We start from the raw sequence: 23,167 nt of genomic DNA, 5'->3' as shown, positions 1-23,167 counted from the left end.
CCCCGCCCCGACTCAGCCCCGGACGCGGCTCGCCTGATCGATCGCGTCCGCCAGCTCCTCCACCGATCCGTCCTCCGTGGAATCGGCCAACGCGCGCGCCCGCTCCTCCAGTTCACCGAGACCGGGAGCGCCGGGCAGCGAGCCGTCGCCCGTCGACCCACCACGCAGCGCCTCGGCGAAGTACGCGGCGACGGCCGTGACCTGGAGCCGAGGCTTCGCGTCGCCCCAGAGCCGGGAGCCGACCGCGCCCGCGCCCACCGAGCCCGACCGCTCGCGCGGCGCCCGGGTCTCGGGGTCCAGCCAGCGCACCGTAGCCCTCGCCACCTCACCGCTCGCGCCGGGCCGCAGCCTGACGGCGTACAGCGCCGTCACCGTGTGCCCCGGCCCGACCTCGCCGCCGTCGACCCGGTCGTCGCGGAAGTCCTCGTCGGCGACGGCCCTGTTCTCGTAGCCGATCAGCCGGAACTGTTCCACCGCGTCACTGTCGAACGCCACTTGCGCCTTGGCGTCCCTCGCGCGCAGTTCGACGTTCATGGGGAGCTGGTCCACGAAGACCTTCCTGGCCTGCTCTGTGTCGGAGACGTATGTCGTGTGTCCGTCGCCCTTGTCGGCCAGCCGTTCCATCAGGGCGTCGCCGTAGTCGCTTCCGACGCCGACGCCGAAGAGGGTGATGCCGTGCTCGGTACGCGCGTCCGCGACGCGTTCGAGGATCGCGTCCGCCTCCGTCTCGCCGGTGTTGGCCAGCGCGTCCGACAGCAGGACGACCCGGTTGGTCGCGCCGCTCCTGCGGCCGTCCACGGCCTCGCCGTAGCCCGTCTCCACGCCCGCCCCGACGTTGGTCGAGTCGGACGGTTCCAGCTCCTCGATCACATCGTGGATCCGCGAACGGCTGTCGCCGACGCGGGTCATCGGCAGTTGGGTCTCGGCCTCGGCGCTGAAGGTGACCAGGGCGATCGAGTCGTCGCCGCGCAGCTCGTCCGTAAGGATGCCGAGCGATTCCTTGACGAGGTCGAGCCGGCCGGCCTCGGCCATCGAGCCCGAGGTGTCGATCACGAACGTGAGAGCCGCAGGCGGGCGTTCACCTCCGTGGTCGGCCTGGCGGGTGGCGAGGCCGACGCGCAGGAGCGACCAGTCGTCGTCAGCGCCGGGCGCCGCCGCGCCGTCCACCGTGACGGAGAAGCCGTCCCCCTGGGGCCGTTCGTAGTCCTGGCGGAAGCTGTTGACGAACTCCTCGGGCCGTACGGTGCCGGGATCGGGCAGCCGTCCTTCGCCGAGGGTGCGGAGTGCGTATCCGTAGGAGGCGGTGTCCACGTCCAGGGCGAAGGTCGACAGATAGTCCGGTTCCGGTGCGAACTGCCCGGCGGACCGCCCCCTGTCGTCCTGTTTCTGTTCGCCTTCCTGCCGCCCTTCGCCCTGCTCGACGCCGTCGGCCGGGCCGGCGGCCCCCGAGCCCGCCGTGGACCCCGAGTCCATCCCGGGCGCGCCCGCGCCGGCCGGCCCGTCGGCCGTCCTTTTCGTGTCCTGCGAGACGTCGCCGGAGCAGCCGGCGAGCAGCAGGCCGCCCGCCAGCAACAGGCCCACCACGCCTCGATACGTCGTTGTGTGGAGCTTCATCACGGTCCCCCCTGGAATCGTCAGCACTCGTGAATGTGACGTTCGAGGCGGCCGAGGGGACCGGCACAGGAGGTTGCGGATGAATCTCAATGCGGCAACGGGACAAGGGAGTTGCCCGTCACGTCCCGCTGTTCGCACCGCCTTCGCGTGAACTCGTGTACCGGTCGGCGCCGTTGATGCGTGATCCGACTCTGTTGGCAAGGAGTCGCCACTCTCTGAACTGGCACTTGTCACGGTGTGCAGTCTCGTGAGTACATGGAGTGGCGTACGGCTCCGAGGGGATGGCGGGGGTGGTCAGCCGTGGCACATGTTCCGGGCTCTGTACTCAACAGGTCGGCCCTACCGAGAAGCGCACTGCGGGGGGAGGCGGTGGAGACTCTGCGACCGGCCGGCCGGCCGGTCCTCGGCGCCCACCAGGTGGCCGCCGCGCTGGCCGCGCTCGTGCGTTCCGCGCGTCATGAGCTGCTGACGTTCGACGATCCGGGCCGTTCCCTGGGGAAGGGCCTGCCGCCGCCGTTCCTGGAGTTCGCCACCGCGTGCGTACGGGCTGCCGCCGAACGGGCGGATCCGGAGGCGCGCCCCGGCGCGGGGGACGGCACACCCGATGACACGGGAGCCGGTGTGCGTTCCGACGCCGGGACCGCTCCCCTGCCCGCCCACGCGCTCACGGTCCGCCGGATCGTGCCGCGCCAGGGCCTGGTGGGGCTGCCGTACGCGCTGCGGGTGCTCGCCCGGGGAGCGCGGCAGACGGAGTCGATCCCGTTCAAGATGGTGCTCGTGGACCGTACGACGGCCGCGCTCCCCCTTGACTTCGATCTCCACTTCAACGGGGTGCTGTTGATCAAGGACCCTGTCGTCGTCGGGGCCCTGGTCCGTATCCATCAGCACTGGTGGGACCAGGGCGAGGACCTTCCGGTGAAGCCGGATCTCCCGGTGGGTCCGCAGTGGGACCCGTCGACGGGCCCGGCACCGGCCGTCGCGGAGCCCGTTCCCGGGGCCGACTTCGGGACCGGTCCTGGGTCCGGCGCCCTTCCCCCTCAATTACGGCCCGTGCTCGACGCCATGCTGTTCGGCCTCACCGACGAGGCGGCGGCGGCCCGGCTCGGCATGTCGCCCCGCACCTACAGCAGACGGGTCGGTGAGCTGCTGACCGCCCTCGGCACGACGAGCCGCTTCCGCGCGGGGGCGGAAGCGGCTCGTCGGGGCTGGGTATGAACGCGGCGCGCGGGCCGGCTCACGGCGTCGGGGCACCGGCTCGCCCCGACGACCGATCGGCGCAGAACGACCGATCGGCTCACGAGGACCGCTCAGCTCACGATGTCCTTGCGGGAGAAGTTCCTGAAGGCGAGCGCGAACAGCACCAGGGCGTACGTGACCGAGATCGCCGAGCCTTTCAGCATGCCGCTCCACTCCAACTGGGGCTGGACGGCGTCCGCCCAGGCGAACTGCCAGTGCGCCGGCAGGAATTCCCGCCACGTCCCCAGCGCCGTCACCTGGTCCAGGACATTGCCGATGATCGTCAGTCCGACCGCGCCGCCGACCGCGCCGAGCGGGGCGTCGGTCTTCGTGGAGAGCCAGAAGGCGAGGCCCGCCGTGACCAGTTGGGAGACGAAGATGAAGCCGACCACGATCGCCAGCCGCGGCACGGTCTCGGCCGTGCCCAGCGACCCTCCGGTGGGCAGCTCCAGCGGCCCCCAGCCGTAGGCGGCCGTGCCCGCGACCAGCGCGACGACCGGCAGCAGCACCATCGCCGCCAGGCTCATCGAGAGCGCCACCGACAGCTTGCTCCACAGCAGACGGGCGCGCGGCACGGGCGCGGCGAGCAGATAGCGCAGGGAGGACCAGCTCGCCTCGGAGGCCACGGTGTCCCCGCAGAACAGCGCGACGGGGACGACCAGCAGGAAGCCCGCCGAGACGAAGAGGCAGGTGGCGGCGAAGTTGGCCCCGGACGAGGTCGCGGTGTCCATCAGGTTCAGCCGGCTGCCGCCCCCGCCGCCGTTCTCGTCGGCTCCCGGCGTCCCGCCGATGGCGAAGGCCACGATCAGTACGAAGGGCAGGACGGCCAGGATCCCGCCCATCGCCATCGTCCGCCTGCGCTTGAGCTGTCGTACAAGCTCCACGCGGAACGGGAGGGTGCGGCCCGCCCGGTAGCCCGGAGCCGATTCGGTCAGCGCGCTCATGCGGAGGCTCCTGAGATGAGGGTGAGGAAGGCGTCCTCCAGGCGGCGGTGCGGTCCGACGCCGGTCAGCACCACGTCCATCCGGATCAGCTCGGTCACCAGGGTGTTGGTGCCGGCCCCGTCGAGCCGTACGAGCAGCCCCTCGTCCGTACGGATGGCGGATCCGATCCCGGGCATCGCGGCGATCTTGTCCACGACCGGTTCGGGCACCTGTCCGGCCGTGGTGACGAGCACGGTGTCGCCGGAGCCGGTGATCTCGGTGACCGGACCGGCCTGGACGAGCCGGCCGCGGTCCATGACCACCAGATGCGTACAGGTCTGTTCGACCTCGGAGAGGAGGTGGCTGGAGACGATGACGGTCCGGCCGTCGGCCGCATAACGGATCATCACGTCACGCATCTCGCGGATCTGCGGCGGGTCGAGACCGTTGGTCGGCTCGTCCAGGATGAGCAGGTCCGGCAGCCCGAGCATGGCCTGCGCGATCGCGAGGCGCTGGCGCATGCCCTGCGAGTAGGTGCGCACGGCGCGGGCGAGCGCGTCGCCGAGCCCGGCGATCTCCAGGGCCTCTTCGATGTGCGAGTCCTCGGCGGGGCGGCCGGTGGCCCGCCAGTACAGCTCCAGATTGTCGCGCCCGGACAGGTGCGGCAGGAAGCCCGCGCCCTCGACGAAGGATCCGACATGGGACAGCACCGGTGCGCCCGGCCGGATGGAGTGCCCGAAGACCCGGATGTCTCCGGCGTCGGGGGTGATGAGGCCCATCAGCATGCGCAGGGTCGTGGTCTTGCCCGCGCCGTTCGGGCCGAGAAGCCCGAGCACCTGCCCCTTCTCGACACGGAAGGACAGATCCCGTACGGCGTAGCGGTCGGCGGATTTGGCGTAGCGCTTCGACAGATCCGTGATCTGGAGGGGCACGTCGGCGAGTTGCGGGTCGGGCGCCGGCGCGCTGACCCGGCGGCGCGCGGTGAGCAGCAGCGCGGCGGCAATCAGTACGCCCGCCAGGGGCAGGCCCCAGACCCACCAGGCGAGGGTGGGCGCGGCGGTGCTGAGGGCGGGCGCCGTGGGTACGGACAGATCGCCGTCCAGGGTGACGGTGTAGGTGGCGGGGGTGGCGGGTGAGGCGTAGGCGAGATCGGTCGCGGCGAAGACGACGCGCAGCCGGTGCCCGGCCTCCACCTTGTGATCGATGGCCGGCAGCGTCACGTCGACGGTCTTGCCGGCACCCGCGTCGACTCCCTCGACCCGTACGGGGGCGACGAGTTGTGAGGGCAGCACCTGCTGGCCGCCGTCAGGGCCCACGTCGTAGACCTTGGCGAAGAGCACGGCGTCGTCGGTGTCGGCCTTGACGGTGACACGGACGGTCGGTGAGCCGGTCACCTGGAGCGCTGTGTCGAGCGGCCGGGAGTCGAAGCGTGCGAACTGTCCGGGGAAGTCGAGGGCCAGACCCATACCGAACGACGACAACTGGGACAGTCCGCTGCCGAGGCCCGGCACGGTGGAGATCGCGGGCGGGCTGGCGCCGGCGGGATTGTCGAACGACTGCTCCCGCCCGGTGAGCGGGATGTTCGCTATCCCGCTCCGCAGACCCGGGTAGCTGTCACTGCTCGCGCCCCGCAACAGCGCCTGCCCGTCGGTGGAGTCGACGCCTCCGGTCCGGCTGACGCGGAACGCGGGCCCGGTGTCGGCGCCCTTGTCCTGCTTGAGGTAGTGGTCGAACCACGAGTTGATACGGCTCTCGATACGGCCGGTCTCGGCGTTCCCGCCGTCGTGGCCGCCGGCCATCCAGTCGACGGCGACGGGCGCGCCGTTGTCCTTGATCGTCTTGGCCATGGCGTCGGACTGGCCGAGCGGGAAGAGGGAGTCGGTCTGGCCCTGGATGATCAGCGAGGGCACCTTGATGCGGTCGCCGATCGCGGACGGGCTGCGCTCCGCGAGGAGTTCACCGGCCGCCGCGTCGGGCTTCCCGGCGACGGCGACCCGGTCGTACATCTCGCAGAGCTGCTTCTCGAAGGTGTCGCAGCCACCGCTGGTGGAGAAGAAGATCCCGGCCCAGAGCTTCTTGAAGACGCCGTCCGGGAAGAACGAGTCGGCGAGATTCCAGTAGGTGATCACGGGCGCGATCGCGTCGACGCGCGGGTCGTAGCCCGCGCCGAGCAAGGAGATCGCTCCTCCGTAGGAGGCGCCGCTCATACCGACGCGTGGGTCGCCGTCGGCGTCGAGTTCGACCTCGGGGCGCGCGGCGAGCCAGTCGATCATCCGGGAGACGTCCTTGACCTCGTAGGCCGGGTCGTTGAGTCCGATCTTGCCGGTGGACTCCCCGAACCCCCGTGCCGACCACGTCAGCACGGCGTATCCGTCGCGCGCCAGCTTCTCGGCCTGCTCCCGTACGTCGTTCTTGCTGCCGCCGAATCCGTGGCCGAGCAGGACCGCGGGCCTGGGGCTGTCGTCGCCGCTGGCACCCGCGGTGAAGTACGAGGTGTCGATCCGGGCGCCGGGCATGTCCATCATCTGGTCGTCGCGGTGCACGGTGGGCGTGCTGTCCGAAGCGACGGCGTTCCAGGTGCCGGCGCCGACGAGCACGGCGGCCGCGGCCACGCCCGCGAGCCATCGTCTGCGCAGCCGTGGCCGTCGGGGGGTTGGGATCTCCATGCTTGAACCCTAAACGGCCCCTCGTGCCGCCCGCGCTGACACCGGTCGGAACTCATGAGCCTCCTTGAGGAGTACGGGGTAGCGTCGCCGTACACCAGCCGTGGTACGGCGCCCCGACACGACACGACACGAGGCCCGACGCCGACGCCCGACGCCCGACGCCCGAGGAGTGACGAGCGACATGAACGGCATGGAGATCCGCCGAGCGACGACGGTCGGCGAACTCGTCGCCGCCCAGCATCTGTACGACAGCCCGGCCCGTCCGGAGTGGGCGGAGCGCTTCCTCGCCGCTCCGGGGCATCTGATGCTGATCGCCTCCGTCGAAGGCACCCCGGCCGGATTCGTCTCCGGCATCGAGATGCTGCATCCGGACAAGGGCGTGGAGATGTGTCTGTACGAGCTGTCCGTGGCCGAGCCGTACCGCCGGCGGGGCATCGGGCGGGCGCTGACCGAAGCGCTCGCGGAGATCGCCCGTGAGCGCGGCTGCTACGACATGTGGGTGGGCGTGGACACCGACAACGAGCCGGCCCTGGCGACGTACCGCGCGGCCGGGGCGCGTGACGAGGGCCGCTTCGCCATGCTGGCCTGGGAGTTCCCGAAGTCCTAGGGGCGCTCGGCGGTGACGAGCCACTGGCGGCTGGTCAGCCGTACGCCCTGCCGGGTCTCGAAGGCGTGGAACGCTTCCGTGGCGGCGTCGTGCGCCCGCGCACGGGTCCGCTCGTCGGCGTCCGCCAGGGTCAGCCAGTGTTGCAGGGGTCCCCACCCCATCAGAAAGGCGGAGGCGTCGGAGGCGTCCTTGCCCCAGTGCTGGGTCAGCGCGAGGGCGCGCAGCCCGATGCTTTTGAAGCCGGCCTCGCTCAGCACCCGCTCGGTGTGCGCGGGATCCGCGAAGGAGGCGGGCTGGTGCTTGCTGTCCTCGTTGAGCGCGGGCAGCGTGACCTGGGTGCCGATCGCGGCGAAGATCACCGCCTGATCCATGAGGCTGAACGACTGTGGGCAGACGAAGGCGAGCCGCCCACCGGGCCGTAACGCCCCCGCGATGTTGCGGAACGCGGCGGCGGGATCGGCGAAGAACATCACCCCGAGGCGGCTGACGGCGATGTCGAACGACGCCTCCTCGAAGTCGTACACCTGCGCGTCGCCCTGCACGAACGTGACGTCCTCGACCTCCTCCGCCACCGCGGACGCCCTGGCCCGCGCCAGCATCGGGGCCGACAGATCGATCCCGACCGCCCGAGCCCCACGGCGCGCCGCGAGCCGCGCGACCCGTCCGTTCCCACACCCGATGTCGAGGACCCGGTCACCGTCCTTTATGCCCGCCGCTTCGAGCAGCGGGGCGTTGGCCGCGTCGTTCAGATGGTCGTACCGATCCTGGTGTTCCGCCCAGTGCCTGCCCTCGTAGCCGTTCCACGCCTCGGCCTGGGCTGAATTCACCATGTCCGTCATGCCCTCCATACTGCCGCTCCTCCCGTCTTGCGCCCAGACCATGGCGAGAACTCGACGCACTCGGCGCGCCTGCTTCCCGACGACGGCCACGGGGCTCATACACCGCCCCCGCGGACGGGCCCGGCTCACGGGCTCGGAGGCCGAAGCGACTCACCGTCCGTCTCCGCCGTACAGGCCGCCTCCACCGGCAACAGCCCTTGTGCTGAGGTCAGCTCGCCGTCCTGGACGAGTACGCCCGGGTCTGCGAGGTGGAAGACTTCGCCGCCGTGATCCCGATCCCCGGTACGGTCCACCCCGCGGGCGTCCGCGACCCGACGCCCGCCGCCGAAGGACTCTCCGCCCCCTAAAGTGCGCAGTGGCCCGTTTGTACTGTGCAGGCCTGAACATCCGAAAGGAAAGCCGTCGTGAAGACCTTCACCATGCCCGGCACCGACATCCTCGCCCCGAACGTCGTGCTCGGCCTGATGCGTATCGCCGACAAGACGGACGACGAAGTCCGCGAACTCGTCCGCACCGCGCGTGATGCGGGCATCGACTTCGTCGACCACGCCGATGTCTACGGCGGCGAGCTGCACAACTGCGAACGCCGCTTCGCCGAGGCGATGGCGCTGAGCCCGTCGCAGCGCGACGAGATCACGATCCAGACCAAGGCCGGGATCGTGACGGACGGGCCGTACTACGACTTCTCTTACGAGCACATCGTCAAATCGGTCGAGGGCTCACTCGCGGCCCTGCGGACCGACCGCATCGACATCCTGCTGCTGCACCGCCCCGACGCGCTGGTCGAGCCCGAGGAGGTCGCCCGCGCCTTCGATGAACTCGAGTCCTCGGGCAAGGTGCGCGCCTTCGGTGTGTCGAACCAGACGCCACGCCAGATCGACCTGCTGCGCAAGTACGTGCGCCAGCCCATCGTGGCCAACCAGCTTCAACTCTCCCTCACACACGCGCCGATCATCGCTCAGGGCGTCGCCGCCAACATGCTCGCGGAGCAGCAGTCGGTCACCCTCGACGGCGGAGGGATCGTCGACTACTGCCGGCTGAACGACATCACCGTCCAGGCGTGGTCCCCCTTCCAGGCCGGCTTCTTCACGGGTGTCTTCCTCGGCTCGCCGGACTACCCCGAGCTGAACGCCGTTATCGACCGCCTCGCCGGCCGGTACGACGTCCCCGCCATCGCGATCGCGACTGCCTGGATCACCCGCCACCCCGCTCGGATGCAGGTCGTGCTCGGCACCACCAGCCCCGAGCGCGTCGCGGGCGCCGCCCAGGGCTCCGACCTTCCGCTCACCCGGGCCGAGTGGTACGAACTGTTCCGCGCCGCGGGCCACCTCGTCCCCTGACCGCCCGCCTCTTTGAGAAGGCGTCGCAACGCTGCGGCGGCCCGCGCGGAATAGGGGTACCGTGCGGGCCGCCGCGGTCTGGGGTGGAGGCGGTGTTCGTGCCTCAGTGGTTGCGGGGGAAGCCCAGGTCCACGCCCGAGGGGGCGTCCGCCGGGTCCGGCCAGCGGGTCGTGACGACCTTGCCGCGCGTGTAGAAGTGCACGCCGTCGTTGCCGTAGATGTGGTGGTCGCCGAAGAGTGAGTCCTTCCACCCTCCGAAGGAGTGGTAGCCCACCGGCACCGGGATCGGCACGTTCACGCCGACCATGCCCGCCTCGATCTCCAGTTGGAAGCGGCGGGCCGCGCCGCCGTCGCGGGTGAAGATCGCCGTGCCGTTGCCGAAGGGCGAGGCGTTCATGAGGGCGACGCCCTCGTCGTACGTCTGCGTGCGCAGCACACACAGCACCGGGCCGAAGATCTCGTCGCGGTAGGCGTCGGAGTCGGTGGAGACGTGGTCGAGGAGCGACAGGCCGATCCAGTGGCCGTCCTCGTAGCCGTCGACGCGCAGGCCGGTTCCGTCGAGGACGACTTCGGCGCCCTGCGCGGCGGCGCCCGTCACGTACGACGCGACCTTGTCGCGGTGGGCCGCCGTGATGAGCGGGCCCATCTCGGAGGCCGGGTCGTTGCCGGGGCCGATCTTGATCTTCTCGGCCCGTTCGCGGATCTTCTGTACGAGTTCGTCGCCGATCGCGCCGACCGCGACGACCGCCGAGATCGCCATGCAGCGTTCACCCGCGGAGCCGTACGCCGCCGAGACGGCCGCGTCGGCCGCCGCGTCCAGGTCCGCGTCCGGGAGGACCAGCATGTGGTTCTTGGCGCCGCCGAGGGCCTGGACGCGCTTGCCGTTGGCCGACGCCGTCGCGTGGATGTACCGGGCGATGGGCGTGGAGCCGACGAAGGAGACGGCCGCGACGTCCGGGTGGGCCAGGAGGGAGTCCACGGCCACCTTGTCGCCGTGGACGACGTTGAGCACCCCGTCCGGCAGCCCCGCCTCGGACGCCAGCTCGGCGAGCAGATTCGCCGCCGAGGGGTCCTTCTCGCTCGGCTTCAGTACGAAGGTGTTGCCGCAGGCGATGGCCAGCGGGAACATCCACATCGGCACCATCGCGGGGAAGTTGAACGGCGTGATGCCGGCGACGACGCCCAGCGACTGCCTGATGGAGGAGACGTCGACCCGGTTGGAGACCTGCGTCGACAGCTCGCCCTTGAGCTGGGTGGTGATCCCGCAGGCCAGCTCGACGATCTCCAGCCCGCGCGCGACCTCGCCGAGGGCGTCGGAATGGACCTTGCCGTGCTCGGCGGTGATCAGCGCGGCGATCTCGTCCCGGTGCGCGTCCAGCAGCGCGCGGTAGCTGAACAGGATGCCGGTGCGTGTGGACAGGGAGGACGTGCCCCAGGTGCCGTACGCGGCCTTCGCCACCGCGACGGCCGCGTCCACCTCCTGCGCCGAGGCGAGCGCCACCTGTGTGGTGACCGCGCCGGTCGCGGGGTCGGTGACCTGGCCCCAGTTGCCCGACGCGCCCTCGACGGTCTTGCCACCGATCCAGTGGTTGACGGTCTTCATTACGTCTCCTTCGGGTCCATCTGGTCCATCGGCGCGGGCGGCGCCCGGGGGTGCTCTGTCAGAGGTGGCGGCGGCGGGTAGCGGCCTTCCGGTCGTACTCCTCGCGTGCCGTGACCGCGGACGCGCGCGTCGCCGTCTCGGCCACGGGAACATCCCACCACGCCTGTGCGGGAGGCGCGCCCGACACAGTGTCTGCCGTTTCGGTCTCCGCGTAGACACATGTGGGGACGTCGGACTCACGCGCGACGGCGAGGGCTTCGCGCAGGTCACGGATGGTTTTGGTGCGGATGACGCGCATCCCCAGCGAGGCCGCGTTGGCGGCGAGGTCGACGGGGAGCGGATCTCCGGTGTACGTCGGCGAGCCGACCGTGTCGGCCTCGCGGAAGCGGTACGCCGTACCGAACCGTTCCGCGCCGACGGACTCGGAGAGCCCGCCGATCGACGCGTAGCCGTGGTTCTGGAGGATCACCAGCTTCAGTGGGAGGCGCTCCTGGACGGCGGTGACGATCTCGGTGGGGTTCATCAGATAGGTGCCGTCGCCGACGAGCGCCCAGACGGGGCGGCCCGGGTCGGCCAGCATCACACCGATGGCGGCCGGGATCTCGTAACCCATGCACGAGTAGCCGTACTCCACGTGGTACTGGTCGCGGGAGCGGGACCGCCACAGCTTGTGGAGGTCGCCCGGGAGCGATCCGGCCGCGTTGATGACGATGTCCTCGTCGGTGACGAGCGCGTCGAGCAGGCCGAGGACCTGCGGCTGGGTGGGCCGCAGAAGGTCTTCGGAGGTGTCGAACGCGGCGTCGACGCGGTGCTCCCAGCGCTCCTTGTCGTCGGCGTACTCGGTGGCGTAGGCGGCGTCGACGCGGTGGCCGGTGAGCGCCGCGGTGAGTCCTTCCAGGGCGGTGCGGGCGTCGGCGACCAGGGGTGCGGCGGCGAGCTTGTGCGCGTCGAAGCCGGTGACGTTGATGTTGAGGAAGCGGACGGACGGGTGCGAGAAGAGAGTCGCCGATGCCGTGGAGAAGTCGGACCAGCGGGTGCCGACGCCGATCACCAGGTCGGCGGTGCGGGCCAGTTCGTCGGCGGTGCCGGTGCCGGTGTGGCCGATGCCGCCGACGTCCGCCGGGTGGTCGTGCCGCAGGGAGCCCTTGCCGGCCTGGGTGGAGGCGACGGGGATGCCGGTCGCGGTCGCGAAGGCGGCCAGCGCGTCCTCGGCCGCGCTGTGGTGGACGCCGCCGCCCGCGACGAGGAGCGGACGGCGGGCCGCGCGGACGGCCTGGGCGGCGTCGGAGAGTTCGTACGGATCGGGGCCCTGCCTGCGGACCCGCCAGACGCGCTCGGCGAAGAACTCCTCGGGCCAGTCGTACGCCTCCGCCTGGACGTCCTGCGGCAGGGCGAGGGTCACCGCGCCCGTCTCGGCGGGGTCGGTGAGGACCCGCATGGCGGCGAGCGCGGCCGGCACGAGCGCCTCGGGCCGTGAGACGCGGTCGAAGTACTTCGACACGGGGCGCAAAGCGTCGTTGACGGAGATGTCGCCCGCGTGGGGCACTTCGAGCTGCTGGAGGACGGGGTCGGCGGGGTGCGTCGCGAAGATGTCGCCGGGCAGCAGCAGCACGGGCAGCCGGTTGATGGTGGCGAGGGCCGCGCCGGTGACGAGGTTGGTGGCGCCGGGGCCGATAGAGGTGGTCACGGCGTGGGCGGAGAGGCGGTTGCTCTGCCGGGCGTAGCCGACGGCGGCGTGCACCATGGCCTGTTCGCTGCGTCCTTGGAAGTACGGCATCTGCGGGCCTGCCTGGACGAGCGCCTGGCCGATGCCCGCCACGTTCCCGTGGCCGAAGATGCCCCAGGTGGCGTCGATCAGGCGGCGGCGGTTGCCGTCGCGTTCGGTGTACTGGCGGGACAGGAAGGCGATCAGCGCCTGAGCCACGGTGAGACGGCGCGTACTCATCGGGGGGTCTCCTTGTCCTCGTCCTCATAAGGAGGTTGGCTCGGCGGGCCCGGTGACAGCCGAGGCTGAGGGGCTTCGTACATCGGCAGTCGGGGGTCGACCACCTGGCCGGGCCAGGTGTCGCGGATCCAGCCGTGGTCGGGATGGTCGCGGATCAGCCACTGTCTGGTCGCGCCCGGTCCGGCCATCACGTTCAGGTAGTACATGGTGCGGCCGGGAGCGGCGATGGACGGGCCGTGCCAGCCGTCGGGGATCAGGACGGTGTCGCCGGTGCGGACCTCGGCGAGGACGTCGGTGCCGCCGGGCCTGGAGGGCGAGACGCGGTGGTAGCCGAGGCCGCCGTCCTCGATCTCGAAGTAGTAGATCTCCTCCAGCTCGGACTCGGCGCCGGGGTGGTTCTCGTCGTGTTTGTGCGGCGGGTACGAGGACCAGTTGCCGCCGGGTGTGAGGACTTCGACGGCGATCAGCCGGTCGCAGTCGAAGGTGTCGGCGGCGGCGAAGTTGTTGACCTGGCGGGAGCAGGTGCCGCTGCCCCGCAGTTCGACCGGAACCTCCGGTGCGGAGCCGTAGCGAGCGGGGAGTCGTCGCTCGCACTTCGCTCCTGCCAGGGCGAAGCGGCCTCCCGCACCGGAGGCGATCTGGGCGTGGGCGTCACGCGGAACGTACGCGAAGTCCGTGACGGAGCTGAACACGCTTTCTCTGCCCAGCAGTTCAAAGATCTCGCCCTGCGTGTGCACCGTACAACCGCCGCTGAGGGGAAGCACGATCCATTCGCTGTCCCCGCTGTCCAGCGTGTGTGTGCCGCCGGGCGGCAGATCCAGGACGCGCAGCGAGCTGTGCAGCCAGCCTGCCCGCCGCGGCTCGATGTCGAGCGCGTACGGCCCGCTCGCCGCGCTGCCCGCGCGCACGTGCCGCTCCAGGAATTCACCGTCGAAGCCCGCGTCGGTGTCGGTGTCGGTGTCCGTCGTCATGGTCGTTCCGTATCCCTCCGCACGTCTGCCTACTCTCCCCGTGTCCCCTACAACCCCCTGGCGCTACGGCGGTCCGGCGGCTGCCGCCCTACAACAGGCCCACGGCGGTGTCGACGGCCGCCGCGACGTCGCCGTCCACCGGGTAGAGCAGCGAGCGCCCCACGACCAGGCCCTGCACGGTGGGCAGCCGCAGCGCCTTGCGCCACTTCTCGTACGCGCCCTGCTGGTCGTCGCCGATCTCGCCGCCGAGCAGCACGGCGGGCAGGGTGGACGTCTCCATCACCCGGGCCATGTCGTCCGGATCCGCGGTGACCGGCAGCTTCAGCCAGGTGTACGCGGATGTGCCGCCGAGGCCGGAGGCGATGGCGATGGAGCGGGTCACCGCCTCGGCCGAGAGGTCGTTGCTGAGCCGTCCGTCCCTGCGGCGGCAGATGAACGGCTCGACGAAGACGGGCAGCCGGCGCTGCGCCATGGCGTCGACGGCGCGGGCGGCCGACAGGAGGGTGTCGGGTGAGCGCGCGTCCTCGTAGTCGATCCGCAGGAGCAGCTTGCCCGCGTCGAAGCCCAGGCGGGCGATGTCCTCGGCGCGGTGGCCGGTGAAGCGGTCGTCGAGTTCGAAGGCGGCGCCCGCGAGGCCGCCGCGGTTCATCGAGCCGATGACGACGCGGTCCTCCAGGGCGCCGAGGAGCAGCAGGTCGTCGAGTATGTCGGCGGTGGCGAGAACGCCGTCCACGCCGGGCCGCGACAGCGCGAGACACAGGCGCTCCAGCAGATCGACGCGGTTGGCCATGGCGAGCCGGCTGTTCCCGACGGCGAGGGCGCCGCGGGCCGGATGGTCGGCCGCGACGATCATCAGCCGTCCGCCGGGGCGCAGCAGGGGACGGCGGCTGCGGCGGCCGGCCGCCTCGGCGACCGCCTCGGGGTGGTGCGTGCGGATGCGTACGAGTTCCGACGCGTCGACTCGGGTCACAGTGCGGCCTCCGGTGGCAGCGTTCCCGGTGTCGGGACGGGGCCTCCGCCGAGGACCTGGACGACTTCGCGGGCGTAGGGCATGGCGGAGGAGCAGGCGAGCCGGGCGGCGACGATGGCGCCCGCGGCGTTGGCGTACCGCATGACGCGCTCCAGGTCCCAGCCGGCCAGCAGTCCGTGGCACAGCGCGCCGCCGAAGGCGTCCCCGGCGCCGAGGCCGTTGACGACCTCGACGGGTACGGGCGGCACCTCGGCGGTGGTGCCGTCGCGGTGGACGGCGAGGACGCCCTTGGGGCCCTGTTTGACGACGGCCAGTTCGGGTCCGGCGGCGAGGAGGGCGCGGGCGGCGGCGTACGGTTCGCGCTCCCCGACGGCGACTTCGCACTCGTCCAGGTTTCCCACGGCGACCGTGGCGTGGCTCAGGGCTCGCGCGTACAGGGGCCGGGCCACCGCCATGAGCGCCCGCGGATCGTCGGATCCGTCGGATCCGTCGGATCCGTCGGCTCCCTCGGGGGCGGAGCCGCCGGTCGGGGCCGTCTGCGGTGCCTTCCAGAACATCGGGCGCCAGTCGAGGTCGAAGACCGTGATGCCCGTGCCGGGCCGCCGCCCGGAGTGCCGTTCCTCGGGGCTGTGTGCCCGCGCCTCGCTGCGCGTGCGCAGGGCGGTCAGTGTCGAGGCCCGGCTGGGCTCCTCGCACAGGCCGGTGCCGGTCATCCAGAAGATCCGCGCGGCCCTGATGGCGTCCAGGTCCAGCTCATGCGGATGGATCTCGAGATCGGGGGCCTTGGGCTGCCGGTAGAAGTACAGCGGGAAGTCGTCCGGGGGGAAGATCTCGCAGAACGTCACCGGTGTGGGCCACCGGTCGACCGGTGTCACCCACCGGTCGTCGACCTCGAACTCCCGCAGCGCGTGGTGGAGATAGTCCCCGAACGCGTCACGTCCGGTGCGGGTGATGACGGCCGTACGGCGGCCGAGCCGCGCGGCGGCCACCGCCACGTTCGTCGCCGAGCCGCCGAGGAACTTCCCGAAGGTGTCGACCTGCGCCAACGGGACTCCCGTACGCAGCGGATAGAGGTCCACGCCGATCCGCCCCATGGTGATCACGTCGTACGGCTCAGGCATGCGTGTCCCCTCGTTTCGACAGCCGTTCCCAGGTGTAGTGCTCACTCCCGACCCCTGTCAACGTTTTGTCCTTACATTCGGACGAACGCTTGACACTCTTCTCGGACGGCCGCGAGGCTGACCGGTATGACCTCCTCCGTACCCCCGCTGGACCGCATCAGGGTCGGGTCGGCACCCGATTCCTGGGGCGTGTGGTTTCCCGACGATCCGCAGCAGGTTCCCTGGCAGCGTTTCCTCGACGAAGTGGCCCGAGCCGGCTACGAGTGGATCGAACTCGGTCCGTACGGCTACCTGCCGACCGATCCGGCGCGTCTCGCCGACGAGACCGCCGCGCGCGGCCTGAAGGTCTCGGCCGGCACCGTGTTCACCGGACTTCACCATGGGCCCGCCGTGTGGGACCGGACCTGGGCGCATGTCGCCGACATCGCCGCGCTCACCAGGCGGATGGGCGCGGACCATCTCGTCGTCATCCCGTCGTTCTGGCGTGACGACAAGACCGGGCAGGTGCTGGAGGACCGGACACTCACCGCGGCGCAGTGGCGCGAGCTGACGACTCAGACCGAGCGGCTGGGCCGCGAGGTGCGGGACCGCTTCGGGCTGAACATCGTCGTCCACCCGCACGCGGACACCCACATCGACACCGAGGAGAACGTCAGCCGTTTCCTCGACGCCACCGATCCCTCGCTGGTGTCACTGTGTCTGGACACCGGGCACTACGCGTACTGCGGCGGCGACAGCGTCAAACTGATCGAGACCTACGGGGAGCGGATCGGCTATCTGCACCTCAAGCAGGTGGATCCGGACATCCTCGCGGACGTCGTCGCCGACGAGGTGCCGTTCGGGCCGGCCGTCGCACGCGGTGTGATGTGCGAGCCGCCGGCCGGAGTGCCCGCGCTGGGGCCGGTGTTGACGGCGGCTCAGAGACTGGATGTCGATCTCTTCGCCATCGTCGAACAGGACATGTATCCCTGCCCGCCCGACAAGCCCTATCCGATCGCCGAGCGGACGCGCCGGTTCCTGCGCTCGTGCGGCGCGTAACCCCCGTCCCCTGTCGAACAGTTGGACCATCGATCCCCGTTTCTCCCATGCGCGGTTTCTGTCACAGAGATCCGCCTGGCGTCACACTTGTCTCCATTACGCGGGTTTTCCGTCACAGGGGCGCGACAGCCCCTCCCTCACCATCACTCTGCGTCGTTCAACGGGCACAGGCTCAGTGATCACCAGCGTTTCAGTCGCAGCTCTTCCGACGGCCCCCCGGCCGCCGCTGCGGCGGACGCAGGGAGGTGCCACGCATGACGGACAGAAGTCTCTGGTCCTACAAGGAGATCGCCGCACACATCCGGGTACAGCCGGACACCGTCCGTTCGTACCGCAAGCACGGTCTTCTTCCGCCGCCGGACCACGTGGAGAACGGCAAGCCCTACTGGTACGCGGACACCGTCCGCGCCTGGGTGGCCAAGCGCCCGGGAAACAGAGGCCGCAGAGAGTGAGGCGCGGGATCTGACTCCGCGCCGGGTCCGCTCCGGACCGGTTCGCGAGGGCCCCGTACTCCACACCACCGGTGGATGTACGGGGCCCTCGGGCGTGAGGTCGAAGTCCCGCCCTTCGCACGGGTCAGGCTCGGAACCCGACCTTGTCCCGCTCACCCGCCCCGGCCCCGGCCCCGTCCGCGCCCTGCGTCTCGGCCGGCGGCCGGGACTCGCCCTCGCTGACCCCGAACCGCTCGTGGAAGCGGCGCAGCGGCCCCGGTGCCCACCATGTGGCCTTCCCCGTCAGCTTCATCACCGCCGGGACCAGCAGACTGCGCACCACCATCGCGTCCATGACCACCGCGAGCGCGATCCCGAGACCGAGCATCTTGGTGTTGGTCACCCGCGAGGTGCCGATGGCGACCATCACCACCGCGAGGATCACCGCCGCCGCCGTGATCAGCCCTCCTGTGCGCTGGAGCCCGTAGACGACGGACCGCTCGTGGTCACCGCCGCGGTCGTACTCCTCCTTGATCCGGGATATCAGGAAGACTCCGTAATCCATGGAGAGTCCGAAGGCGACGCAGAACATCAGCACCGGAAGGGTCGTCTCTATGTCACCTGTTGAGGTGAAACCGAGGAGTCCGGAGAGATTGCCGTCCTGGAAGACCCAGACGACCGCTCCGAACATCGCCGTCAGGCTGAGGGCGTTGAGCGCCACCGCCTGGATCGGGATGAGGACGCTGCCGGTGAGCAGGAAGACCAGCAGCAGCGTCACCACGACGATGATTCCCGCGGCCAGTGGAAGCCGGTCGGCGATGGCGTCCTTCGAGTCGACCAGCACGGCTGCCGTGCCGGTGACCGAGGTGTCGAAGGCGGCGGGCGCGGCCCGCAGTTCACGCACGAGCCGCTGGGCCTCCTGCCCCACCGCCTCGCCGCGCGGCAGCACGGTGAAGTACGCGTGGTCGCCGGAGACGACCGGACCGTCGATCCGCTCCACACCTGGCAGAGCCGCCACCCGCTCGCGGTAGTCCGCGTACTCGGCGGAGGTCGCCCCGCCTTCCCCCAGCACTTCGAGCCCACCGCCGGGGCTGCCGGGGAAGCCACCCCTGATGTCTTCCTGGACCACTCGGGCCTCGGCACTCGACGGCAGTTGCCGATCGTCCGCCGTGCCGAACTTGACGCCCAGGAAGGGCAGTCCGAGCAGCACCAGGGCCGTGGCCGTCGCGACGGCGAAGAGCGGAGCCCTGCGCATCACCAGCGCCGCCGTGCGCCCCCAGCCGCCGGTGGATCCGGCCGCTGCTCCCGGCCGGGATCCGGTCCCGGTCCCGTCGCCGCGCACCGGCTCCTTCCGCCCCCTGCGGAACAGCCGTCGCAGATCGAGGGAGTTGACCCGGTGACCGAGCAGCATCAGCGCGGCCGGCAGCAGGATCAGCGCGGCAGCGGCGGCGAGCAGCACCACCGCTATCCCCGCGTAGGCGAACGAGCGCAGGAAGTACTGGGGGAAGACCATCATGGCCGCGAGCGACACCGCCACCGTCAGCGCGGAGAACAGCACCGTCCGCCCGGCGGTGCGCAGCGTGGTGCCCACCGCGTCGCGCACCTCGGCACCCTCGGCCAGCTCCTCGCGGAATCTGCGCACGATGAACAGGGCGTAGTCCACGGCCAGTCCGAGGCCCAGAGCCGTGGTGAGGTTCTGCGCGAAGACCGAGACATCGGTGATCTCGGTGATCCCTCGCAGCACGGCATTCGTACCGAGGATGGCGACGATGCCGACACCCAGGGGCAGCAGGGCGGCGATCGCGCTGCCGAAGACCATCACGAGCAGGACCAGCGTCACCGGCAGAGCGATCAACTCGGCGCGCAGCAGGTCCTCCTGGATGATGACCTGCATCTCGTGCCGCACGGCGACCGGCCCGCCGATCGAGACCTCCAACGGCCCCTGTGTGCCCCGGAATTCGGGCGCTATCCGCTCCAGGGTCTCGCCGGCCTCTTTCTCCTTGCCCACGATCCTGGCCGCGATCAGCGCCTCACCCCCGTCCTCGGCGCGCAGCGCGGGTGCTCGCGTCTGCCAGTACGACCCGACGCCCACGACGCCTTCCTCGGCGGCAAGGCGCTCGGTGAGCCGCTCGGCCTCCGCGGCGACGGCGGGATCGTCCACCCCCTTGTCTCCCGTGTCGACGAGCAGCAGGAGATTCGGCTGGGAGGCCGGGAATTCACGCTCCAGCGCCTGTGTGGCGTACGTGGACGAGGCGGCCGGGTCTTCCCAGCCACCGCTGCCCATCCGGTCGCCCACGCCGCTCCCCGCGACGACCGCCAGCGCCGTGATCACCAGGGCGACCAGGAGCGAAAGCCGTGGGCGTGCCGTGACGAACCGGGTCCAGCCGCCGATTCGCGACCCCCCGTTGACTTCGGACATAGTGCGGTGTCCCCTTCACCGTGACCCAGCGCATGGGTCGGCGACTGCCATAGAATGACAAACACGAGTGATCGCTCGCATTAATCAAGAATGCGAGCGACGACTCGCGTTTGTCAACTGTCGTCATCCGATCGAGGGATCCTGGGGATTCACGCACCTGAAGCGAGGAGAGGCGGAGCCGTGGAGCAAGACAGCCAGGACGGCGCGGTCAAGGGCGGCCCCGGCGACGCCACGGGGAAGCCGCGCCGCCGCCAGGCCCGCGGCGAGCGCCGTATCGCCCAGCTACTCGAAGCCGCGGGCCGCGTCTTCTGCGCGAGCGGCTACACGGCGGCGAGCACCAACTCCATCGCCCGCGAGGCCGGCGTCTCCCCCGGCACGCTCTACCAGTTCTTCCCGAACAAGGAAGCCATCGCCGTCGAGCTGGGCGACGTACTGCTCAATCGCTGGCGCGCGACGTACGGCCAGGCGTTCACGCTCACCCACCTGGACTTGCCGCTCCCCGAGATGCTGGACGCCATCCTCGACCCCCTGATCACGTTCAACTGCGAGAATCCGGCGTTCGCGGTCCTGATGCACGGGTCGGAAATCCCGGGACAGGTGACGGAGGAGCACGACCTCCTGCACTCCACCCTGCTCACCCGGGTCGAGGAGCTCCTCAGCATCTACCTCCCCGACACCCCCCGGGCGGAGCGCGCCAGGACGGCGGAGTTCGCCTTCGTCCTGTTCAAGGGCGGAATGGACCTGATTCTTTCGCACGAGGGCGAGGAGCGGGATGCCTACATCGGGGAGTTGAAGAGCGCCATGTTCCGCTATTTGTGCCCTCTTGTCGGCGACGCGCTCCCGCAGTGTCCGCCGCCCCAGGAGAGCGCGAGATCGGACTCCTGACCCCGCGCGCGAACCAGGCACTGCTACCCAGGGCTCGCATTTATACCCCCTAGGGGTATAGTGTGGTGAGTGTCAGGGCGTCGCGGCTTTCCCGTCGCCCTCTGGCGCACCACGTTTCGCACGCTCGCCCCCCGGAGGAGAACGCCATGACCGCAGAGACGAAGATCGAGACGGAGACCGCCCAGGCCACCGGTTCCTGCTGCTCGCCGACGGGCTCTTGCCACGACGGCGCCACCGAGACCGCGACAGGCGCCGTCACCACGGTGTACGCGGTCACCGGCATGACATGCGGCCACTGCGAAGGCGCGGTCTCCGGCGAGATCTCCGCGCTCCAGGGCGTCACGTCGGTGAAGGCGGAGGCCGCCACCGGCCGGGTGACGGTGACCTCCGAGGCCCCGCTCGACGAGAGCGCCGTGCGCGCGGCGGTCGACGAGGCGGGCTACGAGCTGACCGGCCAGGTCTGAACGAGCACCCGCAAGGGCCGTACGCGACCGGCTTTCGTCCCGGCCGGGTGCGGCCCTTGCGCCACTTCGGCCACCCTCGACACAACAGCCCCGCCCGGCCCCGCGATCGGGCGGCGCGACGGAGACGTTGTCATGCGTTTTCGTAGTAACCAACAATTTGCGACCCCGCTCCTTCACATGAGGCACAGGACCTTCACAAAGAGATCTAGATCACATAGATTTAGGGGTAACCATCCGGGCAGCTCGCGAGTCTAAGAGGCGATGCCGAGAACGTCTTGGGGGACGTTCATGAGATGTCTTGGGGGATGTCTCAGGCAAGCGTTGGCCGGGGGACGTGCAACTGGGGAGCTTTGAGCGGCCCCCCTGGTTCCTACGTACCCCGGCAGACCGCGTGAACTGGCTTCTGCCGGCAACCGCAGACGCCCGGCCCGGATCCCGTGGGGGGAATCCGCACCGGGGATATGGGAAGCGCCCCGCTATACCGACCCGTGGGGGGATCGGGAAGCGGGGCGCTTTCTGTTGCGCGGGGGCGGCCGTCGTCCTCGCGGAGCCGTCGGCGGGACCGCGAGGACCCTTCGCCGAGGGCTCAGCGGCTCTCGACCGGGACGAAGTCGCGCAGGACCTCGCCGGTGTAGATCTGGCGCGGGCGGCCGATACGGGAGCCGGGCTCCTTGATCATCTCGTGCCACTGGGCGATCCAGCCGGGGAGCCGGCCGATCGCGAAGAGCACGGTGAACATCTCGGTCGGGAAACCCATGGCCCGGTAGATCAGACCCGTGTAGAAGTCCACGTTCGGGTAGAGGTTGCGCGAGACGAAGTAGTCGTCGGAGAGCGCGTGCTCCTCCAGCTTCAGGGCGATGTCCAGCAGTTCGTCGGACTTGCCGAGCGCCGAGAGGACATCGTGCGCCGCCGCCTTGATGATCTTCGCCCGGGGGTCGAAGCTCTTGTAGACGCGGTGGCCGAAGCCCATCAGCCGGACGCCGTCCTCCTTGTTCTTCACCTTGCGGATGAAGGAGTCGACATCGCCGCCGTTGGCCTGGATGCCTTCGAGCATCTCCAGCACCGACTGGTTGGCGCCACCGTGCAGCGGTCCCCACAGGGCGCTGATGCCGGCGGAGATCGAGGCGAACATGTTCGCCTGCGACGAACCGACCAGGCGCACGGTGGAGGTCGAACAGTTCTGCTCGTGGTCCGCGTGCAGGATCAGCAGCTTGTCGAGGGCCGAGACCACCACCGGGTCCAGGTCGTACTCCTGGGCGGGGACCGAGAAGGTCATGCGCAGGAAGTTCTCGACGTACCCGAGGTCGTTGCGCGGGTACACGAAGGGGTGCCCGATCGACTTCTTGTACGCGTACGCCGCGATCGTCGGCAGCTTGGCCAGCAGCCGGATCGTCGACAGATGGCGCTGCTTCTCGTCGAACGGGTTGTGGCTGTCCTGGTAGAACGTCGACAGCGCGCTGACCACGGAGGACAGCATGGCCATCGGATGCGCGTCACGCGGGAAGCCGTCGAAGAAGCGCTTCACGTCCTCGTGCAGCAGCGTGTGCTGGGTGATCTCGTTCTTGAAGGACGACAGCTCGTCGACCTTGGGAAGTTCACCGTTGATGAGCAGGTAGCCCACCTCGAGGAACGTCGAGCTCTCGGCCAGTTGCTCGATGGGGTAACCGCGGTAGCGGAGAATGCCCTGCTCACCGTCGAGATAGGTGATACCGGATTTATAGGCGGCGGTATTGCCGTAGCCGCTGTCCAAAGTCACCAGGCCGGTCTGGGCCCGCAGCTTCCCGATGTCGAAGCCCTTGTCGCCGACGGTGCTGTCGATCACCGGGTAGGTGTACTCGCCATCGCCGTACCGCAGTACTACAGAGTTGTCGCTCACGTCATCCCTCACCGACGTAGTGCCTCTTCTTCGAGGTGCCCTGACTGTCTCTACCATCCCCCATTTGGCTCAGGAGAGTGCACTCGGGGTCGACCATTGGGCCTATTCGCGGCACTGAGTGCCGCCAACTTTCACATCCTGCCCCCTTCGCCCCGGTTCCGAAAGTCCGGGGTGGCATTCCCGCCGCCGGACACTCCCCTGGGGGAGGACGATCCGTCT

General features: G+C 70.2%; 18 protein-coding genes. 7 read left to right on the top strand and 11 right to left on the bottom strand.

Annotated features, from left to right (window positions below):
• Positions 1-12 precede the first annotated feature (12 nt).
• On the bottom strand, positions 13-1,614 hold the full coding sequence (locus OG329_RS28480) for a von Willebrand factor type A domain-containing protein (RefSeq protein ID WP_405799210.1): 1,602 nt from the start codon (positions 1,612-1,614) through the stop codon (positions 13-15).
• Between the two features lie 369 nt (positions 1,615-1,983).
• On the opposite strand from OG329_RS28480, the gene OG329_RS28475 reads away from it, so the two are divergent.
• Positions 1,984-2,829 (top strand): DNA-binding response regulator, encoded by an 846-nt coding sequence (locus tag OG329_RS28475; protein WP_405799208.1) that lies wholly within the window; start codon positions 1,984-1,986, stop codon positions 2,827-2,829.
• A gap of 92 nt (positions 2,830-2,921) precedes the next feature.
• On the opposite strand, the gene OG329_RS28470 is transcribed toward OG329_RS28475, so the two are convergent.
• Complete coding sequence (locus tag OG329_RS28470; protein ID WP_405799206.1) at positions 2,922-3,794, bottom strand: ABC transporter permease; 873 nt, start codon at positions 3,792-3,794, stop codon at positions 2,922-2,924.
• A complete protein-coding gene (locus OG329_RS28465; RefSeq protein WP_405799204.1) occupies positions 3,791-6,439 on the bottom strand; it encodes an alpha/beta fold hydrolase in 2,649 nt (882 codons plus the stop codon). The genes OG329_RS28470 and OG329_RS28465 overlap by 4 nt, the downstream gene beginning before the upstream one ends.
• Positions 6,440-6,629: 190 nt before the next feature.
• On the opposite strand from OG329_RS28465, the gene OG329_RS28460 reads away from it, so the two are divergent.
• Positions 6,630-7,046 carry a GNAT family N-acetyltransferase gene (locus OG329_RS28460; RefSeq protein WP_405802072.1) on the top strand — a complete coding sequence of 139 codons (417 nt, stop codon included), beginning with the start codon at positions 6,630-6,632 and terminating at the stop codon, positions 7,044-7,046.
• On the opposite strand, the gene OG329_RS28455 is transcribed toward OG329_RS28460, so the two are convergent.
• Positions 7,043-7,894: a class I SAM-dependent methyltransferase gene (locus tag OG329_RS28455; RefSeq protein WP_405799202.1), complete on the bottom strand. Its 852-nt coding sequence runs from the start codon at positions 7,892-7,894 to the stop codon at positions 7,043-7,045. The genes OG329_RS28460 and OG329_RS28455 overlap by 4 nt on opposite strands.
• A gap of 395 nt (positions 7,895-8,289) precedes the next feature.
• On the opposite strand from OG329_RS28455, the gene OG329_RS28450 reads away from it, so the two are divergent.
• Positions 8,290-9,225 carry an aldo/keto reductase family oxidoreductase gene (locus tag OG329_RS28450; RefSeq protein ID WP_405799200.1) on the top strand — a complete coding sequence of 312 codons (936 nt, stop codon included), beginning with the start codon at positions 8,290-8,292 and terminating at the stop codon, positions 9,223-9,225.
• A gap of 103 nt (positions 9,226-9,328) precedes the next feature.
• Here the strand turns inward: OG329_RS28450 and OG329_RS28445 are convergent, their stop codons facing one another.
• From OG329_RS28445 to iolC, 5 genes are all read right to left on the bottom strand, one after another.
• On the bottom strand, positions 9,329-10,828 hold the full coding sequence (locus OG329_RS28445) for a CoA-acylating methylmalonate-semialdehyde dehydrogenase (protein WP_405799199.1): 1,500 nt from the start codon (positions 10,826-10,828) through the stop codon (positions 9,329-9,331).
• A gap of 58 nt (positions 10,829-10,886) precedes the next feature.
• On the bottom strand, positions 10,887-12,773 hold the full coding sequence (iolD, locus tag OG329_RS28440) for a 3D-(3,5/4)-trihydroxycyclohexane-1,2-dione acylhydrolase (decyclizing) (protein WP_405799197.1): 1,887 nt from the start codon (positions 12,771-12,773) through the stop codon (positions 10,887-10,889).
• Positions 12,770-13,744 (bottom strand): 5-deoxy-glucuronate isomerase, encoded by a 975-nt coding sequence (gene iolB / locus OG329_RS28435; protein WP_405799195.1) that lies wholly within the window; start codon positions 13,742-13,744, stop codon positions 12,770-12,772. Before iolB ends, iolD begins: the two co-directional genes overlap by 4 nt.
• A gap of 88 nt (positions 13,745-13,832) precedes the next feature.
• Positions 13,833-14,714 carry a deoxyribose-phosphate aldolase gene (locus tag OG329_RS28430; RefSeq protein WP_405799194.1) on the bottom strand — a complete coding sequence of 294 codons (882 nt, stop codon included), beginning with the start codon at positions 14,712-14,714 and terminating at the stop codon, positions 13,833-13,835.
• The gene (iolC, locus tag OG329_RS28425) at positions 14,711-15,835 is read right to left on the bottom strand and encodes a 5-dehydro-2-deoxygluconokinase (protein ID WP_405799193.1); all 1,125 of its coding nucleotides are present in this window, start codon (positions 15,833-15,835) and stop codon (positions 14,711-14,713) included. Before iolC ends, OG329_RS28430 begins: the two co-directional genes overlap by 4 nt.
• A gap of 126 nt (positions 15,836-15,961) precedes the next feature.
• On the opposite strand from iolC, the gene OG329_RS28420 reads away from it, so the two are divergent.
• Positions 15,962-16,873, top strand: coding sequence for a sugar phosphate isomerase/epimerase family protein (locus OG329_RS28420; RefSeq protein ID WP_405799191.1), 912 nt, complete (start codon positions 15,962-15,964; stop codon positions 16,871-16,873).
• A 254-nt stretch (positions 16,874-17,127) separates the two neighbouring features.
• Positions 17,128-17,325, top strand: coding sequence for an AlpA family transcriptional regulator (locus OG329_RS28415; RefSeq protein WP_023541603.1), 198 nt, complete (start codon positions 17,128-17,130; stop codon positions 17,323-17,325).
• Between the two features lie 124 nt (positions 17,326-17,449).
• Here the strand turns inward: OG329_RS28415 and OG329_RS28410 are convergent, their stop codons facing one another.
• A complete protein-coding gene (locus tag OG329_RS28410; protein WP_405799189.1) occupies positions 17,450-19,723 on the bottom strand; it encodes an MMPL family transporter in 2,274 nt (757 codons plus the stop codon).
• A 180-nt stretch (positions 19,724-19,903) separates the two neighbouring features.
• Here OG329_RS28410 and OG329_RS28405 point away from each other — a divergent pair, with 180 nt between their 5' ends.
• The gene (locus OG329_RS28405; RefSeq protein WP_405799188.1) at positions 19,904-20,608 is read left to right on the top strand and encodes a TetR/AcrR family transcriptional regulator; all 705 of its coding nucleotides are present in this window, start codon (positions 19,904-19,906) and stop codon (positions 20,606-20,608) included.
• A gap of 146 nt (positions 20,609-20,754) precedes the next feature.
• The gene (locus tag OG329_RS28400) at positions 20,755-21,072 is read left to right on the top strand and encodes a heavy-metal-associated domain-containing protein (RefSeq protein WP_405799186.1); all 318 of its coding nucleotides are present in this window, start codon (positions 20,755-20,757) and stop codon (positions 21,070-21,072) included.
• A 586-nt stretch (positions 21,073-21,658) separates the two neighbouring features.
• Here the strand turns inward: OG329_RS28400 and OG329_RS28395 are convergent.
• Positions 21,659-22,948 (bottom strand): citrate synthase, encoded by a 1,290-nt coding sequence (locus OG329_RS28395; RefSeq protein ID WP_405799185.1) that lies wholly within the window; start codon positions 22,946-22,948, stop codon positions 21,659-21,661.
• Between the last annotated feature and the right edge of the window lie 219 nt (positions 22,949-23,167).

Origin of the sequence: Streptomyces sp. NBC_01506, assembly GCF_045040295.1 — a bacterium.
Classification (GTDB): Bacteria; Actinomycetota; Actinomycetes; order Streptomycetales; family Streptomycetaceae; genus Streptomyces.
This window is presented reverse-complemented; position numbering and strand designations above follow the sequence as displayed.